The organism is Curtobacterium sp. MCPF17_011, assembly GCF_003234145.1.
Lineage (GTDB): Bacteria > Actinomycetota > Actinomycetes > Actinomycetales > Microbacteriaceae > Curtobacterium.
In genome coordinates this window covers 184,638-198,366 of the sequence record NZ_QKSK01000005.1, presented here as the reverse complement: position 1 = coordinate 198,366, position 13,729 = coordinate 184,638, and the positions used below count along the sequence as shown (strand labels likewise).

The following is a 13,729-nucleotide window of genomic DNA, read 5'->3' as shown; positions in this document are numbered from 1 at the left end:
GGGGCGGGCCTCCCGGCCGACCGCTACTGCAACGCTGCCGTCAACCGCGCCACGTTGTCGAACACCCGCGACCGACGCGGTCGGGTGAGCCACTCGTCGAGCGTCAGCTCGCGGCTGGCGGCGCGGTAGTCGTCCTGGACGTCCCGCAGCGCGTCCACGAAGGACTTCCCGCGCACCATCACCGAGATCTCGAGGTTCAGGGTGAACGAGCGCATGTCCATGTTGCTCGACCCGATCACCGCGACGTCGTCGTCGATCGTGAAGTGCTTGGCGTGCAGCACGGTCGGCGCACGGTACAGCCAGATCCGCACGCCCGCCCGGAGCAGCCCCTCGTAGTAGGAGCGCTGGGCGTGCCACGTCATCGCGTGGTCGCCGATCTCACCGACGAACAGCTCGACCTCGACCCCGCGCTGCGCGGTCGTCGTGATCGCGTAGAGCATCGAGTCGTCCGGGACGAAGTACGGCGACGTGATCGACACCCGCTTCTGCGCCGAGTACAGCAGGGCGTTGAACAGGCGCAGGTTGTTCTCACCGTCGAAGCCCGGCCCGGACGGCACGACCTGGCAGTCCAGGGAGTCATGCCGGTCCGCCCGGTGCACGGGGTCGCTCTCGCGGAGCAGCAGCTCGTCGGTCTCGCTGTACCAGTCGGTGACGAACAGGGCGTTGATGCCCGCGACGACGGGGCCCTCGAACCGGGCGAACAGGTCGCGCCACCGCAGCCCGCGCTCGATGTTGGCCTTGGTGTCGTACGAACGGTCGATGAGGTTCTGCGACCCCGTGAACGCCACAGACCCGTCGACGACCAGGATCTTCCGGTGGTTGCGGAGGTCGGGACGCTGGAACTTCCCTTCCAGCGGCAGCAGCGGCAGCATCAGGTGCCACTCGATGCCCGCCGCGTCGAGGAACGCCAGGGTGTCCTTGAAGTACGGGTAGCTCTTGCTCGCCCAGTGGTCCATGAGGAACCGGACCGTCACGCCACGTGCCTGTGCACGTGCCAGCGACTCGAAGAACGGCCGGGTGGTGTCGTCGAGGGACGCGATGTAGAACTCCACGTGCACGAATCGTCGCGCGGCGTCGACGGCGTGCGTCATCTCCGCGAACGCGTCGTCGTAGTGCGGGTACAGCTCGGCCTGGTTGCCGCCGACCAGCGGCATGGACCCGAGCTGCCGGTTCAACTTCGTGATGCTCTCGAGCCACGTCGGCCACGGGTGGTCGCGGCGCACCCGCTCGATGCCCTCGGTCTGCTCGAGGATGTAGCGGTTGATCTCGGTCTGCTTCTCGCGGCGGGCCCGGGGGAGCTTCGAGGACCCGAGCAGGAGGAACACGACGAACCCGATGTAGGGGATGAGGAAGATCGCCAGCAACCAGCCCGTCGCCGTCTGCGGCTTCCGGTTGATCGGGACGATGACGAGTGAGAAGGCGCGGATCGCCAGGTCCAACAGGACCAGGACGATGATCAGCGCAACGACGAGCCAGTGCTCCACGGTGTCGGGCCTGTCTCTGCGCGGGGGAGCGCGGTCAGCGGAAGTTGATGAACTGCAGGGGGACGTCGAACTCCTGGCCCTTGAGCAGCTGGATGGTCTGTTGCAGGTCGTCACGGCTCTTCGAGGAGACCCGCAGCTCGTCGCCCTGCACCTGGCTCTTCACGGTCTTCGGCGCCTCGGCACGGATGACCGCACCGATCTTCTTCGCGATGTCCTGCTCGATGCCGTTCTTGAACTTCACCTCGATGCGGAACTCCTTGCCCGAGGGGAACGGCTCGCCGGCGTCCAGGCTCTTCAGGCTGATGCCGCGCTTGATCGCCTTCGTCTGCAGCACGTCGAGGACGGCCAGGGCGCGCTCCTCGGTCGAGGCCTTGATGAGGACGTCCTCGCCGCTGAACGCGACGGATGCACCGACACCCTTGAAGTCGTACCGCTGCTCGATCTCCTTCGCCGCCTGGTTGAGGGCGTTCTCCGCCTCCATCTTGTCGACCTTGCTGACCACGTCGAAGGAGCTGTCTGCCATACCGTCCAGCCTATCGGGCGCCACGCCGCCCCGTGCCGGAGGCCCGACCCGGCCCGGTGCGAGTGTCTTCCGCCCGGCCGTGGTCGCGACCACCTCCGAACATCGGCTATGCTCTTCACCGCGCCTTCGGTCGGTGACGACACGGGCCGGGTGCGCACATGGCGAGTTACCCAAGCGGCCAAAGGGATCTGACTGTAAATCAGCCGGCGTATGCCTCCGGGGGTTCGAATCCCTCACTCGCCACGTGTCAGCCGCAGTCCTCTGTCGGCTCGTCGGAATGGCCCCGTCTCCGGACGGGGCCATTCGCGTTGCTGCCGGTGCTCTCGCGGAGCCGGGGCCGCGGCAGAGCTGCGGTGGGGCAGGATCGGGGTATGTCGAACCCCTCGGTCGTGTCCGCTGCTCCTGATGCCCTCGCCGACCTGGCGGAGGCGATCGCCCGCGAAGCCGCCGCGCTCGCCGCGCAGCGCCGCGCCGAAGGGGTCGAGGTCGCGGACCGCAAGTCGAGCATCGCGGACGTCGTGACCGCTGCCGACCGCGAGGTCGAGGCGCTGATCCGCCGACGCATCGCCGAAGCACGCCCCGACGACGCCTTCTTCGGCGAGGAGTCCGGCGCCGCCTCCGGCACCTCCGGCCTCACCTGGGTGGTCGACCCCATCGACGGCACCGTCAACTACCTCTACGGCAGCCCCGTCTACGCCGTGAGCATCGGCGTCGTCCGCGGCGTGCCCGACCCGGCGATGTGGGAGCCCGTCGCCGGTGTCGTCATCGCCCCGGCCACCGGGCAGGTGTACCGCGCGGTCGCCGGGGGAGCGGCGAGCCTGGACGGACGGCCGATCGCGGTCGCCACGCCGGAGTCCCTGGCCGAGACGCTCGTCGCCACGGGCTTCGGGTACACGGCCGAGCGTCGGTGGGAGCAGGCGGCCGTCCTCGCCGGACTCATCACCGAGGTGCGCGACGTCCGCCGCGCCGGAGCAGCCGCGCTGGACTGCTGCGCCGTGGCGGTCGGCACGGTCGACGCCTACTACGAGCGGGGCATCAACCCGTGGGACATGGCAGCCGGTTCGATCGTGGCCGCCGCTGCCGGAGCGGACGTCCGGACGTGGGAGGTCGGCGACACGCGGTCCTTCCTCTTCGCCGCGCCGAGCATCGTCGAGGACCTCGCCACCCTGGTCCGCACGCTCGAGGACGACGTCCTGGGGTCCTGAGTCCGGCCACGCGCTGACGCACCGGCTGACGTCCCCGTGCTCGACACCCGCTCTGGGGGGCATGCACAGGCGTGCAGGCGACTGGCGAGGACCGGGGTCCTTTGCTAGCGTTCATGAGTCCCGTTACCTGCTCGTTACCGACGAGCGCCCGTGCCTCGAACTCAGGATCATCACCGAACGCATGCTCGACTCCTCGCAGACGCCCACGACCATCGACCGCACCGCCCCCGGGGCGGTCCCGTCCGTGCACCTGACGAGACGAGCTCGGATCGAAGCCGAACGTGCCGCCGCGAAGACGTCCCGCCGTCGGTCGGACGTCGACCGTTCGGCTGCCGGAACCTCCCGTGACGCGGCTCGTCCGGCGCCCGTCAGCTCCGGCCCCGCGACGCCGCCGGCCCCCTCGTCGCCGGTCCTCCCCGCCTCGAGCGCCGCACCGCTGACGCCGCCGGCGCCGTCCTCGCCGGTCGTCGCGCCGCTCGCCGAGCGCGCTCCGGTGCCGCGTGCCACTCGTCGCGCCTCTGCCCGTCGGGCCCCGGTGACGAAGCAGGCCACACGCAGCGCGACCCCGAAGGCGGCCCGCTCCGCCGCCCCGACCGTCCCGGTGATCGCCGACGGCCCTCGGGTGGACCGTGCCACGCGGCACATCGCCCGCACCGTTCCCGCTACCGGTCGTGCGACCCGGGCCTCCGGGGTGTCCTTCCGTCGGACGGCGTCCCGCGTGACGGTCGTCGGCGCGTTGCTCTTCACCGCTGGTCTCGTGGTCTCGACTTCGCTGCCGGCACAGGCCCTCTACGTCCCGCAGCCGGGCGCCGCGACCGTCCGCGCCTCAGTGCAGGACGCACAGTCGCTGTCCGTCGGTGACGCCGTCGAAGGTCCGGTGGACCGTGACGCGTACACCGTGTCCGAAGCGCAGCGGAGCGTCACCCCGGCGGCCGGCACGGCGACCGACTCCTCGACGTTCACGAACGACGCGAACGGCACGATCCAGTGGCCGTTCCCGGTCGGTGTGCCGATCTCCTCGGGTTTCGGTGGCCGGCAGGTCGCCGGGTGCTCGTTCTGCTCGACGTTCCACCAGGGCGTCGACTTCGCCCCCGGTGCCGGCACCGCGATCGGAGCCGTGGCCGACGGGACCGTCATCAAGGTGCAGGCGAACGACGGCGGCTTCGGCAACGACGTCTGGGTCGAGCACGACGTCGACGGCAAGCAGTTCGTCAGCGTCTACGGGCACATGCTCGACAACTCGTTCCAGGTCGTGCAGGGCGAGCAGGTGAAGGTCGGCCAGACCGTCGGCCTGGTCGGCAGCTCGGGCAACTCGACCGGGCCGCACCTGCACCTCGAGATCCGCATCGACGGTGTCCCGGTGGACCCGCTGGCCTGGCTCCGGGCGAACGCGAACTAGCCCTCAGGGACGGCACGCCCGGGCGTCACGGTCGGTTCCGGACCACCGTCGCGGGTCTGCTATCCTCGTGTGGTGCCGCTCGCGGTACTCGCCCCGATAGCTCAGTGGTAGAGCACTTCCATGGTAAGGAAGGGGTCGTCAGTTCAATCCTGACTCGGGGCTCTGACTCGCAGTGTCGTCACTTCGCGGTGATCACTGCGGATCCATGGCGGGGTAGCTCAGTTGGTTAGAGCACACGGCTCATAATCGTGGTGTCGCGGGTTCAAGTCCCGCCCTCGCTACCGCGCTGGTCGAACATGTGTCGCCAGCGGGAACGACGTGAAGACGGCAAGGCCCGGCGCAGCAGCGCCGGGCCTTCGTCGTTCCCGCCCCGTCCTGCGCGGTCGGCCGCTCCCCGAGGACCCGTCCCGCGCCTCCCGTCCGGCCGCTGTCTGGCGGGACCGGGGCCGAACCGCGGCGCGGCCGGGACCGGCGCCGGGGCGCGACCGGCACCGGGCGCGAAACCGGCAGACCTGCGCCGTCCGACCCCGCGCATCTGTCGCTCTGGCGTCCGCGTCGGGGCCCGCCGCCACCGGCCAGCGGTGGGGGTGCCCCGTCACGGTCTGGTGGGATCGGGGCGCGAAACGGACAGATCTCCGCCGTCTCACCGCGCACATCTGTCGCTTTCGCGTCTGCGTCGGGGCGCGCCGCCGCCAGCCGCTGCCTCAGCGCAGCGAGGTGCCCGACACGTCGACGCGGTCGGTCCGGTGCAGCAGGACCCCACCGCCGTGCAGGGTGGTCTCGACGAGGGCCGTGACGTGGTGCCAGGCCTCCCGACGCTGCTTCGCGCCGATCATGCCGCCCGCGACGGCCGCTCCGTGGCCCGCGTGGCGCAGGGTGAGCACCGCGTGGCCCGGCGTCGCGGACAGGGCGACCTCGTACCGCCGGTACTGCCGTGCGGGACGGACGAACGCGCCGAACAACGCCGTCGCGATCCGGTCTCCGGCGACGACGACGAGGCGTCCGCTCTCGGTGACGACGTGGTGCCCGTGCGCGCGCAGGGCGGCGTCGACGAGTTCCACCGCGGTGCACCGGTGGTGTTCGAGCACCGTGTACTCGGTCGTCGTCTCCATCGCCACTCCCCGCGGGTCCGCTCGGTCGTCCCCCGACCAACGCCTCGGCAGCTTAACCGATGCAAACTCATGTATGTCCGGGCGTGCGAGGGCCTCGGTAGACTGCTGCGGTGTCAGTGAACCCCGAGCTCGTCGGCAGGACGTTCCCGCCGGCCCCGCCGTACCTGGTCGGTCGCGAGAAGGTGCGCGAGTTCTCCCGCGCCGTGTTCGCGACGAACCCGATCCACTCCGACCCCGCAGCTGCCCGAGCCGCCGGGCACGCCGACGTCGTCGCACCGGCGACCTTCGCGGTCGTCGTGCAGGAAGCCACGCTCGCTCAGCTCCTCGCCGAGCCGGACGCCGGCATCGACTTCTCCCGCGTCGTGCACGGTGAGCAGCGGTTCGCCTACGCACGCCCGATCGTCGCCGGTGACGAGCTGACCGCCACCTTGGCCGTGACGAGCGTCAAGACCCTCGGCGGCAACGCGATGGTCACCGCCGAGTCGACGGTCGTCGACGCCGACGGCGAGCACGTCGTCACCGCCACGTCCACCCTCGTCGTCCGAGGAGATGACGCATGACCGACACCGCCTCCGACCTGCAGGTCGGCACCGTCGTCGCGGAGCGACAGGTGCACCTCACGCGCGACTCGCTCGTCCGGTACGCCGGCGCCTCCGGCGACTTCAACCCGATCCACTACCGTGACGACGTCGCCGCGTCGGTCGGCCTGCCCGGTGTCCTGGCGCACGGCATGCTCACGATGGGCTCGGCTGTCCAGCCGGTCGCCGAGTGGCTCGGCGACCGCGGCTGGGTCGCCTCGTACGGCGTCCGCTTCACCCGTCCCGTCGTCGTGGACCCGACCGACGGGGCCGACGTCGGTGTCGTCGCCAAGGTCGGCACACTCGACGAGCAGGGCCGACCGCTGCGCATCGACCTCACCGTGACCGCCGCCGGGCAGACCGTGCTCGGCAAGGCTCAGGTCACGGTGGCGTTCCGCCGACCGTGACGGACACGACGCTCGCCGAGCTGACCACCCTCCGCGTCGGCGGCCCGGCCGGCCGCCTCCTGGTCGCGGACACGACCGACGACCTCGTCGCCCACGTCGTCGAGGCGTGGTCGGACGAGGACGACTGGCTGGTCCTCGGTGGCGGCAGCAACCTGCTGGTCGCCGACCAGGGCTTCCCCGGCACCGTCGTCGTGGTCCGCACCCGCGGGGTCAGCGCCGAGTCCGACGACGACGGGGTCACCGTCCGCGTCGCGGCGGGGGAGCCGTGGGACGCGTTCATCGCGACGACCGTCGAGCGCGGGTGGACCGGCCTGGAGGCCCTCAGCGGCATCCCGGGCACGGTCGGCGCCGCCCCCGTGCAGAACATCGGCGCCTACGGGGTCGAGCTGTCCGACGTGCTCACCGCGGTCGACTTCCTGGACGCCGAGACCGGGGAGCGGTCCTGGGTCCCCGCGTCCGAGCTGGCGCTCGGCTACCGCACGAGCACGCTGAAGCACGGGCGCCGCGGCGTCGTCCTGACGGTCGAGTTCCGGCTCGGCACGGCCACCGACGACGGCGTGCCCGTGCGGTACGCCCAGCTCGCCGGGTCCCTGGGCGTCGAGCTCGGCAGCCGCGTCGCCCCCGCCGACGTCCGCGCCGAGGTGTTGCGGCTCCGCGGGTCGAAGGGCATGGTGCTCGACGACGCCGACCCGGACACCTGGAGCGCCGGGTCCTTCTTCACCAACCCGATCGTTTCGGCCGGGTTCGCCGAGACGATGCCCGCCGACGCACCGCGCTGGCCGGCCGGCGACGACGTGAAGCTCAGCGCAGCGTGGCTCATCGAGCACGCCGGGATCCACCGTGGGTACGGCGTGCCGGGGTCCCGAGCGGCGATCTCCTCGAAGCACACCCTGGCGCTGACGAACCGTGGGGGAGCGACGGCGGCCCAGGTCGCCGAGCTCGCGCGGTACGTGCAGCTGACCGTGGCGAACCGCTTCGGGGTGACGCTCGTCCCGGAGCCGGTCGTGGTCGGCGACCTGTTCGCCTGACATCCGGCGCGCCGACGCCGCACCGCGCCCGGTGATCCCGCCCCGTCGTGCCCGGCCACTGCGCCCCGTGCTCGGTGGTCTCGCCCCGTGAACGACATCGCGCCCCGTGAACGACATCGCGCCCCGTCTCGACGGGGCGCGATGTGCGAAGCGGGGCGCGACGGGCGGGGTGTGATCGCGCTGAGGTCAGCCGAAGAAGCGAGCCAGCCGCGCGACGCCCTCGGCGATGTCGTCGTCGCCCAGTGCGTACGACAGCCGCAGGTAGCCGGAGGGACCGAACGCCTCACCGGGGACGACCGCGACCTCGGCGTGCTCGAGGATCAGGTCGGCGAGTTCGAGGGTCGTGGTCGGCGTGCTGCCGGCCCACTCGCGACCGAGGAGCGCGGTGACGTCCGGGTAGACGTAGAAGGCGCCCTGCGGCTCCGGCGTCACGAAGCCCGGGATCGCGTTGAGGCCCGCGACGATCGCCTTCCGACGGCGGTCGAAGGCCTCGCGCATCGCGATGACGGGCTCCTGCGGGCCGTTCAACGCCGCGATCGCGGCCCGCTGCGAGATGTTCGAGACGTTCGACGACAGGTGGGACTGGAGGTTCGACGCGGCCTTGATCGCGTCGGACGGGCCGATCATCCACCCGACCCGCCAGCCGGTCATGGCGTACGTCTTGGCGACGCCGTTGACCAGGATGGTCGTGTCCGCGAGGGCCGGGACCTGCTCGAGCACCCCGGAGAACGTGATGCCGTCGTAGACGAGGTCCTGGTAGATCTCGTCGCTGATCACCCAGATGCCGTGCTCCAGCGCCCACTCGCCGATGGCGCGGGTCTGCTCAGCCGAGTAGACGGCGCCGGTCGGGTTCGAGGGGGAGCAGAAGAGCAGCGCCTTCGTGCGCGGGGTCCGCGCCGCCTCGAGCTGCTCGACGGTGACCAGGTAGCCCTGGTCGCTGCCGGCGAAGACGTCGACCGGGACACCGCCGGCGAGCCGCACGGCCTCGGGGTAGGTGGTCCAGTACGGCGCCGGCAGCAGGACCTCGTCGCCGGCGTCGACCACGGTCTGGAACGCCTGGTAGACGGCCTGCTTGCCGCCGTTCGTCACGACGACCTGCGACGGGTCGACGGCGATGCCGGACTCCCGCGCGGTCTTGTCGGCGACGGCGCGCTTGAGGTCCGGGAGGCCCGTGGCCGGCGTGTACCGGTGGTTCGCCGGGTCCTGCGCCGCCGCGACGGCCGCGTCGACGACGTGTGCCGGAGTGGCGAAGTCCGGCTCGCCGGCGGCGAAGGAGATCACCGGGCGACCGGAGGCCTTCAGCGCCTTGGCCTTGGCATCGACCTTGAGGGTGGCGGACTCGGCTATGGCGGCGATCCGGGAGGCGACACGGGGCCGTGTGCTGGTGTCGGGGCTGTCGGTGGGCTGAGGGCTGGCGGCGTCGGTGCTCACGGGTTCAGCCTACCGACGCGCCGCGCCGGAGCATCCGTCAAGTGGACACCGCCGTCGCGACTCCCGTACACTGTTCTGCGGCGGTTGAAGTCTGTGGAAATCGGACTTCTTCTCCCTGGAACGACCGGATCCCGCACGGGTGGACGTTCCGAAGGGCGGTGGCTCAATTGGTAGAGCAGCGGTCTCCAAAACCGCAGGTTGCAGGTTCAAGTCCTGTCCGCCCTGCACATCGGGAAGGGTTGAAGTGGCGAGCAAAGACGTGGAGACGACCGACGACGTCGTCGCCCAGGCAAAGGTCGACCGCGCACAGCGCCGCGGCCCGTTCGCCGCGATCGCACTGTTCATCCGCCAGGTCTTCGGCGAACTGCGCAAGGTCGTCACACCGACCCGCAAGGAACTCTTCAGCTACACGGGTGTCGTGCTCGTGTTCGTCGTCGTGATGATGATCCTCGTGTCGGTCCTCGACTTCGTGTTCGGTCTCGGCGTCGGTTACGTGTTCGGCAACGGCCCCACGGCCTGACCCAGCCGGCATGAACCCCGGCGCGTTGCACTCCTGGCGCGCCCGGCCTGTCCGCAGGTCCGACCGCTCCGGTCCTCCTCGGGGTACGGTCTCCCGGAGACGGCGACCCGTTCCCCGCCCGGGACGCGAGCGCCAACCCGATCCGCACCATCGAACGGAAAGAACCGACTGTGTCTGACTACTCCCGCGACGACATCGACCTCGCGACCGCTGCCGAGCAGTCTTCCGAGGTCGAGGAGAACCAGGAAGGCGACGTCGAGACGAGCGAACTCCGTTCGATCGACTCCGCCGAGGAGCGCGCGATCTCGGTCGAGGACGAGGACGACGAGTCCCTCGGTCTGAGTGACGAGCCGGACGACGGCACGGTCGCCGCCGAGCTCGACGAGACGCTCGCCGCCCTCGCCGAGTCGCGTGACCCCGAGGCCGACGCGGTCGTCGACGACGCGCTCGAGATCGACACCGCTGACGAGGCCGAAGCCGCCGTCGAGGCCGTTGAGGACGAAGAAGAGTCCGAACTCGAGGACGAAACCGCCGCCGAGGCGAACGAGACCATCGCTGCCGAGGAGTCCGCGGACGCCCTCGGAGCGATCGCCCCGGAGTCCGAGGTCGACGTCGCCCCTGACGCCGAGGTCACGATCACGGCCGAGGACGACGAAGAAGAGTCCGAGGTCGACCCGTACGAGGCGTTCAAGGCCGAACTGCGGATGAAGCCGGGCAAGTGGTACGTCATCCACTCCTACGCGGGCTTCGAGCGCCGCGTGAAGGCGAACATCGAGAACCGCATGGTCTCGATGTCGATGGAGGACTACATCTACCAGGCTGAGGTCCCGATGGAGGACGTCGTCGAGATCAAGAACGGGCAGCGCAAGCTGGTCACCCGCGTCCGGATCCCCGGCTACGTGCTCGTCCGCATGGACCTCGACGAGGACTCGTGGTCGGTCGTCCGTCACACCCCCGGTGTGACCGGCTTCGTCGGCAACGCCCACAACCCGACCCCGCTCCGCTTCGACGAGGCCTTCGGCATGCTGAAGTCCCTCGTCCAGGTCGCCGAGACCGCCCCGACCAAGGGTGGCGCGAAGGGTGGCGGTGCCGCACAGGCGCAGCCCCAGGCTGAGGTCGACTTCGAGGTCGGCGAGACGATCACCATCAAGGAAGGCTCGTTCGCGGGTCTGCCGGGGTCGATCTCCGAGATCAAGCCGGAGAGCGGCAAGCTCACCGTGCTCGTCTCGCTCTTCGAGCGCGAGACGCCGGTCGAGCTCAGTTTCGACCAGGTGACCAAGCTCTAGAGCTGGACACCATCCACTAGACTGTTCGAGTTTGGGTCCGCGCGCCTGGTGCGCTGCGGGTCCGTCACCGCGATCCGGAACCGCCGGAGACGCGGGAGAGTGCACGGATCCCCGTGCGTTCGATCCCAGGAGGAAAGCGAAACATGGCACCGAAGAAGAAGGTCACGGGCCTGATCAAGCTGCAGATCAACGCGGGCGCCGCCAACCCGGCACCGCCGATCGGTCCGGCGCTCGGTCAGCACGGCGTGAACATCATGGAGTTCTGCAAGGCGTACAACGCCCAGACCGAGTCGCAGCGCGGCAACGTCATCCCGGTGGAGATCACCGTCTACGAGGACCGTTCGTTCACGTTCATCCTCAAGACCCCGCCGGCCGCCGAACTCATCAAGAAGGCCGCGGGTGTGAACAAGGGTTCCGCGACGCCGCACACGGTGAAGGCCGGACGCATCACGGCGGACCAGATCCGTCAGATCGCCGAGACCAAGCAGGCGGACCTGAACGCCAACGACATCGAGCAGGCGACGAAGATCATCGCCGGTACCGCTCGTTCGATGGGCATCACGGTCGAGGCCTGAGCCTCACCCTCCACACCCCAGTACTCACCGTGGGAGAGCCGCGCCGGCTCGCCAACCACGTATCTCGCAAGGAGACCACCATGGCGAAGAAGTCCAAGGCGTACCGCGCCGCGGCCGCGAAGATCGAGGCCGACAAGTTCTACACCCCGACCGAGGCAGTCGCCCTGGCGAAGGAGACCGGCTCTGCGAAGACCGACTCCACCGTCGAGGTCGCACTGAAGCTCGGCGTGGACCCGCGCAAGGCGGACCAGATGGTGCGCGGCACCGTCATCCTCCCGCACGGCACCGGCAAGACCGCCCGCGTCATCGTCTTCGCGACGGGTGCAGCCGCTGAGGCCGCCATCGCCGCCGGCGCCGACGAGGTCGGTGGCGACGAGCTCATCGCGAAGGTCGCCGAGGGCTACACCTCGTTCGACTCCGCGGTCTCCACCCCGGAGCTCATGGGCAAGGTCGGTCGTCTCGGCAAGGTGCTCGGCCCGCGCGGCCTCATGCCGAACCCGAAGACCGGCACCGTGACGCCGAACGTGGCCCAGGCCGTGAACGACATCAAGGGCGGCAAGATCGAGTTCCGCGTCGACAAGCACTCCAACGTGCACTTCGTCGTCGGCAAGGCCTCGTTCACGCCGGAGCAGCTCGACGAGAACATCACCACCGCGCTGGACGAGATCGTCCGACTCAAGCCGAGCGCCGCCAAGGGCCGCTACATCATGAAGGGCGCCGTCTCGACGACCTTCGGCCCGGGCATCCCGCTGGACGTCAACGTCTTCTGATCCTGGTCAGCGGCGGATCGTCCTGACCCGCAGCAGAACAGCAGAACAGCACCACACGAACGGCCCGCACTCCGGTGCGGGCCGTTCGTCGTTCCCGGACGAGTCGACGGACCAGTACCGTGGGCCCGTGCGGATCCTCGTGAACCCCCTGCGGCTCGCTGCCGTGATCGCCATCGTCGCCGCCATCGTGGACGACCTGCAGCGGGCGCTCCAGAACGGGTTCGTGTTCTGGAACTTCTTCGGGTACTTCACGAACCAGTCGAACATCCTGGTCGCCGTCGTCTTGGTCCTCACCGTGGTGGCAGTGATCCGCCGCCGCGAGGCAGGCCGCCGCCTGGACCTCTTCCGTGGTGCGGCCACGGTGTACATCGCGACGACGGGCCTGGTCTACAACACCCTGCTCGCCCAGGTCGGACAGGCCGTGGGGGCGTCCTGGTCGAGCGACGTCCTGCACCGGTGGATCCCGCTGTACGTCGTGCTGGACTGGCTGCTGTTCTCCGACCGCAGCCGCCTGGCCTTCCGCGACGTCTGGTGCTTCCTGGTCTACCCGGCGGTCTGGCTGGTCGTGGTCGTCAGCCGCGGTGCGACCGACGGCTGGGTGCCGTACCCGTTCCTCGACCCGGAGTCCGGCTACGGCGTCGTCGCGCTGTACTGCCTGGGCGTCGCGGTGTTCATCGGCCTGATGGGGCTGATCGTCGTCGCGCTGTCCAGACTGCGGCTGATCCCGGTCAGCGAGCGTCCCGCAGTCGGTCGAGCACCAGGTCCGCGAGGGCGATGAGACCCCGGATCGCGTCGTCGTCGCGGTCGATCCACCGGCACTCGGGCTCGTCGGCGACCGGCACGAAGTCGTCGTGCTTCTCCCACACGAACAGCGTCCGGTCCGCGCCGAGCACGTACTGCTGCCACCAGACCTGCCGCATGTAGTGTCGGGGGACCCGGGTGAACCCGTTCGCGGTGGTCTTGATCTCGGCGAGGAGCAGGCGTCCGTCGCGGTCCAGGCCGACGCCGTCCGGCGTCGCCAGGTGTGCCCGGTTCGTCGCCGCGTGGAACAGGTGTGCGGAAGGCTGGATGCCGTGCGTCGCGGCGACCCACGAGGCGATCACGGGTTCGCGTTCCTTGCCGTGCTCGGTGTAGACGTTCCCGGCGAACCGGGAGCCGTACCGCTTGTCGGCGACGACCGCATCGACGGCACGCAGCGAGGCGAGGCGGGCGACGTCGGTCGCCGTGATGCCCATGGCGCGGGCGCGGAGCCAGGCGACGCGGTCCGAGGAGTGTGCGACGATCCGCTCGGTGTGTCCGCGGAGAGCCGTGAAGGTGTCGTGCGCGCGGGCGGGTCGAGCAGTGCCGGCGGACCGCCCGCCGGACGACGTGCCGGAGCCTGACGACGTGCCGGAGCCTGCCGACGTGCCGG

The 13,729-nt window shown here is 70.2% G+C and carries 15 protein-coding genes and 4 tRNA genes; 14 read left to right on the top strand and 5 right to left on the bottom strand.

Features of this window, described 5'->3' with window-relative positions:
• Positions 1–23: 23 nt before the first annotated feature.
• Together cls and DEJ25_RS08295 are read right to left on the bottom strand one after the other, a co-directional pair.
• A complete protein-coding gene (gene cls / locus DEJ25_RS08300) occupies positions 24–1,484 on the bottom strand; it encodes a cardiolipin synthase (RefSeq protein WP_111044387.1) in 1,461 nt (486 codons plus the stop codon).
• Positions 1,485–1,518: 34 nt separating this feature from the next.
• Positions 1,519–2,007 (bottom strand): YajQ family cyclic di-GMP-binding protein, encoded by a 489-nt coding sequence (locus tag DEJ25_RS08295; protein WP_110902629.1) that lies wholly within the window; start codon positions 2,005–2,007, stop codon positions 1,519–1,521.
• A gap of 160 nt (positions 2,008–2,167) precedes the next feature.
• On the opposite strand from DEJ25_RS08295, the gene DEJ25_RS08290 reads away from it, so the two are divergent.
• From DEJ25_RS08290 to DEJ25_RS08270, 5 genes are all read left to right on the top strand, one after another.
• Positions 2,168–2,250, top strand: a tRNA-Tyr gene (locus DEJ25_RS08290).
• A gap of 128 nt (positions 2,251–2,378) precedes the next feature.
• A complete protein-coding gene (locus tag DEJ25_RS08285; protein WP_110902630.1) occupies positions 2,379–3,212 on the top strand; it encodes an inositol monophosphatase family protein in 834 nt (277 codons plus the stop codon).
• 181 nt (positions 3,213–3,393) lie between these two features.
• Complete coding sequence (locus DEJ25_RS08280; RefSeq protein WP_111044386.1) at positions 3,394–4,611, top strand: M23 family metallopeptidase; 1,218 nt, start codon at positions 3,394–3,396, stop codon at positions 4,609–4,611.
• A gap of 90 nt (positions 4,612–4,701) precedes the next feature.
• Positions 4,702–4,773, top strand: a tRNA-Thr gene (locus tag DEJ25_RS08275).
• Positions 4,774–4,818: 45 nt separating this feature from the next.
• Positions 4,819–4,892 (top strand) — tRNA-Met (locus DEJ25_RS08270).
• Positions 4,893–5,315: 423 nt separating this feature from the next.
• Here DEJ25_RS08270 and DEJ25_RS08265 read toward each other — a convergent pair.
• Positions 5,316–5,723, bottom strand: coding sequence for a hypothetical protein (locus DEJ25_RS08265; RefSeq protein ID WP_111044385.1), 408 nt, complete (start codon positions 5,721–5,723; stop codon positions 5,316–5,318).
• A 110-nt stretch (positions 5,724–5,833) separates the two neighbouring features.
• On the opposite strand from DEJ25_RS08265, the gene DEJ25_RS08260 reads away from it, so the two are divergent.
• Genes DEJ25_RS08260 through DEJ25_RS08250 form a run of 3 tightly spaced genes read left to right on the top strand, consistent with a single transcriptional unit; the run spans position 5,834 to position 7,736 of the window.
• Entirely contained in the window at positions 5,834–6,283 is a 450-nt protein-coding gene (locus tag DEJ25_RS08260; RefSeq protein ID WP_110902633.1) for a MaoC family dehydratase N-terminal domain-containing protein, read from the top strand.
• The gene (locus DEJ25_RS08255; RefSeq protein WP_110902634.1) at positions 6,280–6,708 is read left to right on the top strand and encodes a MaoC/PaaZ C-terminal domain-containing protein; all 429 of its coding nucleotides are present in this window, start codon (positions 6,280–6,282) and stop codon (positions 6,706–6,708) included. Before DEJ25_RS08260 ends, DEJ25_RS08255 begins: the two co-directional genes overlap by 4 nt.
• The gene (locus DEJ25_RS08250) at positions 6,705–7,736 is read left to right on the top strand and encodes a UDP-N-acetylmuramate dehydrogenase (protein WP_110902635.1); all 1,032 of its coding nucleotides are present in this window, start codon (positions 6,705–6,707) and stop codon (positions 7,734–7,736) included. Before DEJ25_RS08255 ends, DEJ25_RS08250 begins: the two co-directional genes overlap by 4 nt.
• A gap of 186 nt (positions 7,737–7,922) precedes the next feature.
• Here DEJ25_RS08250 and DEJ25_RS08245 read toward each other — a convergent pair whose 3' ends face one another.
• Positions 7,923–9,167 carry a pyridoxal phosphate-dependent aminotransferase gene (locus DEJ25_RS08245; RefSeq protein WP_111044384.1) on the bottom strand — a complete coding sequence of 415 codons (1,245 nt, stop codon included), beginning with the start codon at positions 9,165–9,167 and terminating at the stop codon, positions 7,923–7,925.
• Positions 9,168–9,319: 152 nt separating this feature from the next.
• Between DEJ25_RS08245 and DEJ25_RS08240 the strand changes: the two genes are divergently transcribed.
• The 6 genes from DEJ25_RS08240 to DEJ25_RS08215 all read left to right on the top strand — a co-directional run bounded on the left by DEJ25_RS08240 (position 9,320) and on the right by DEJ25_RS08215 (position 13,096).
• Positions 9,320–9,392 (top strand) — tRNA-Trp (locus DEJ25_RS08240).
• Positions 9,393–9,411: 19 nt separating this feature from the next.
• Entirely contained in the window at positions 9,412–9,687 is a 276-nt protein-coding gene (gene secE / locus DEJ25_RS08235; RefSeq protein ID WP_111044383.1) for a preprotein translocase subunit SecE, read from the top strand.
• A gap of 170 nt (positions 9,688–9,857) precedes the next feature.
• On the top strand, positions 9,858–10,973 hold the full coding sequence (gene nusG, locus DEJ25_RS08230) for a transcription termination/antitermination protein NusG (RefSeq protein ID WP_110902638.1): 1,116 nt from the start codon (positions 9,858–9,860) through the stop codon (positions 10,971–10,973).
• 143 nt (positions 10,974–11,116) lie between these two features.
• Positions 11,117–11,548, top strand: a complete 432-nt coding sequence (gene rplK / locus DEJ25_RS08225) for a 50S ribosomal protein L11 (protein WP_110824626.1) — start codon at positions 11,117–11,119, stop codon at positions 11,546–11,548.
• An 80-nt stretch (positions 11,549–11,628) separates the two neighbouring features.
• Positions 11,629–12,318: a 50S ribosomal protein L1 gene (rplA, locus tag DEJ25_RS08220; protein WP_110902639.1), complete on the top strand. Its 690-nt coding sequence runs from the start codon at positions 11,629–11,631 to the stop codon at positions 12,316–12,318.
• A gap of 127 nt (positions 12,319–12,445) precedes the next feature.
• The gene (locus DEJ25_RS08215) at positions 12,446–13,096 is read left to right on the top strand and encodes a Pr6Pr family membrane protein (RefSeq protein ID WP_111044382.1); all 651 of its coding nucleotides are present in this window, start codon (positions 12,446–12,448) and stop codon (positions 13,094–13,096) included.
• On the opposite strand, the gene DEJ25_RS08210 is transcribed toward DEJ25_RS08215, so the two are convergent.
• On the bottom strand, positions 13,047–13,601 hold the full coding sequence (locus DEJ25_RS08210; RefSeq protein WP_110902760.1) for a YqaJ viral recombinase family protein: 555 nt from the start codon (positions 13,599–13,601) through the stop codon (positions 13,047–13,049). The genes DEJ25_RS08215 and DEJ25_RS08210 overlap by 50 nt on opposite strands.
• Positions 13,602–13,729 lie beyond the last annotated feature (128 nt).

Bases quoted from the DNA above. Each gene is read 5' to 3' on its own strand.
- DEJ25_RS08295 (WP_110902629.1), bottom strand. From the start codon at position 2,007: ATGGCAGACAGCTCCTTCGACGTGGTCAGCAAGGTCGACAAGATGGAG.
- DEJ25_RS08285 (WP_110902630.1), top strand. From the start codon at position 2,379: ATGTCGAACCCCTCGGTCGTGTCCGCTGCTCCTGATGCCCTCGCCGAC.
- DEJ25_RS08280 (WP_111044386.1), top strand. From the start codon at position 3,394: ATGCTCGACTCCTCGCAGACGCCCACGACCATCGACCGCACCGCCCCC.
- DEJ25_RS08265 (WP_111044385.1), bottom strand. From the start codon at position 5,723: ATGGAGACGACGACCGAGTACACGGTGCTCGAACACCACCGGTGCACC.
- DEJ25_RS08255 (WP_110902634.1), top strand. From the start codon at position 6,280: ATGACCGACACCGCCTCCGACCTGCAGGTCGGCACCGTCGTCGCGGAG.
- rplK (WP_110824626.1), top strand. From the start codon at position 11,117: ATGGCACCGAAGAAGAAGGTCACGGGCCTGATCAAGCTGCAGATCAAC.
- rplA (WP_110902639.1), top strand. From the start codon at position 11,629: ATGGCGAAGAAGTCCAAGGCGTACCGCGCCGCGGCCGCGAAGATCGAG.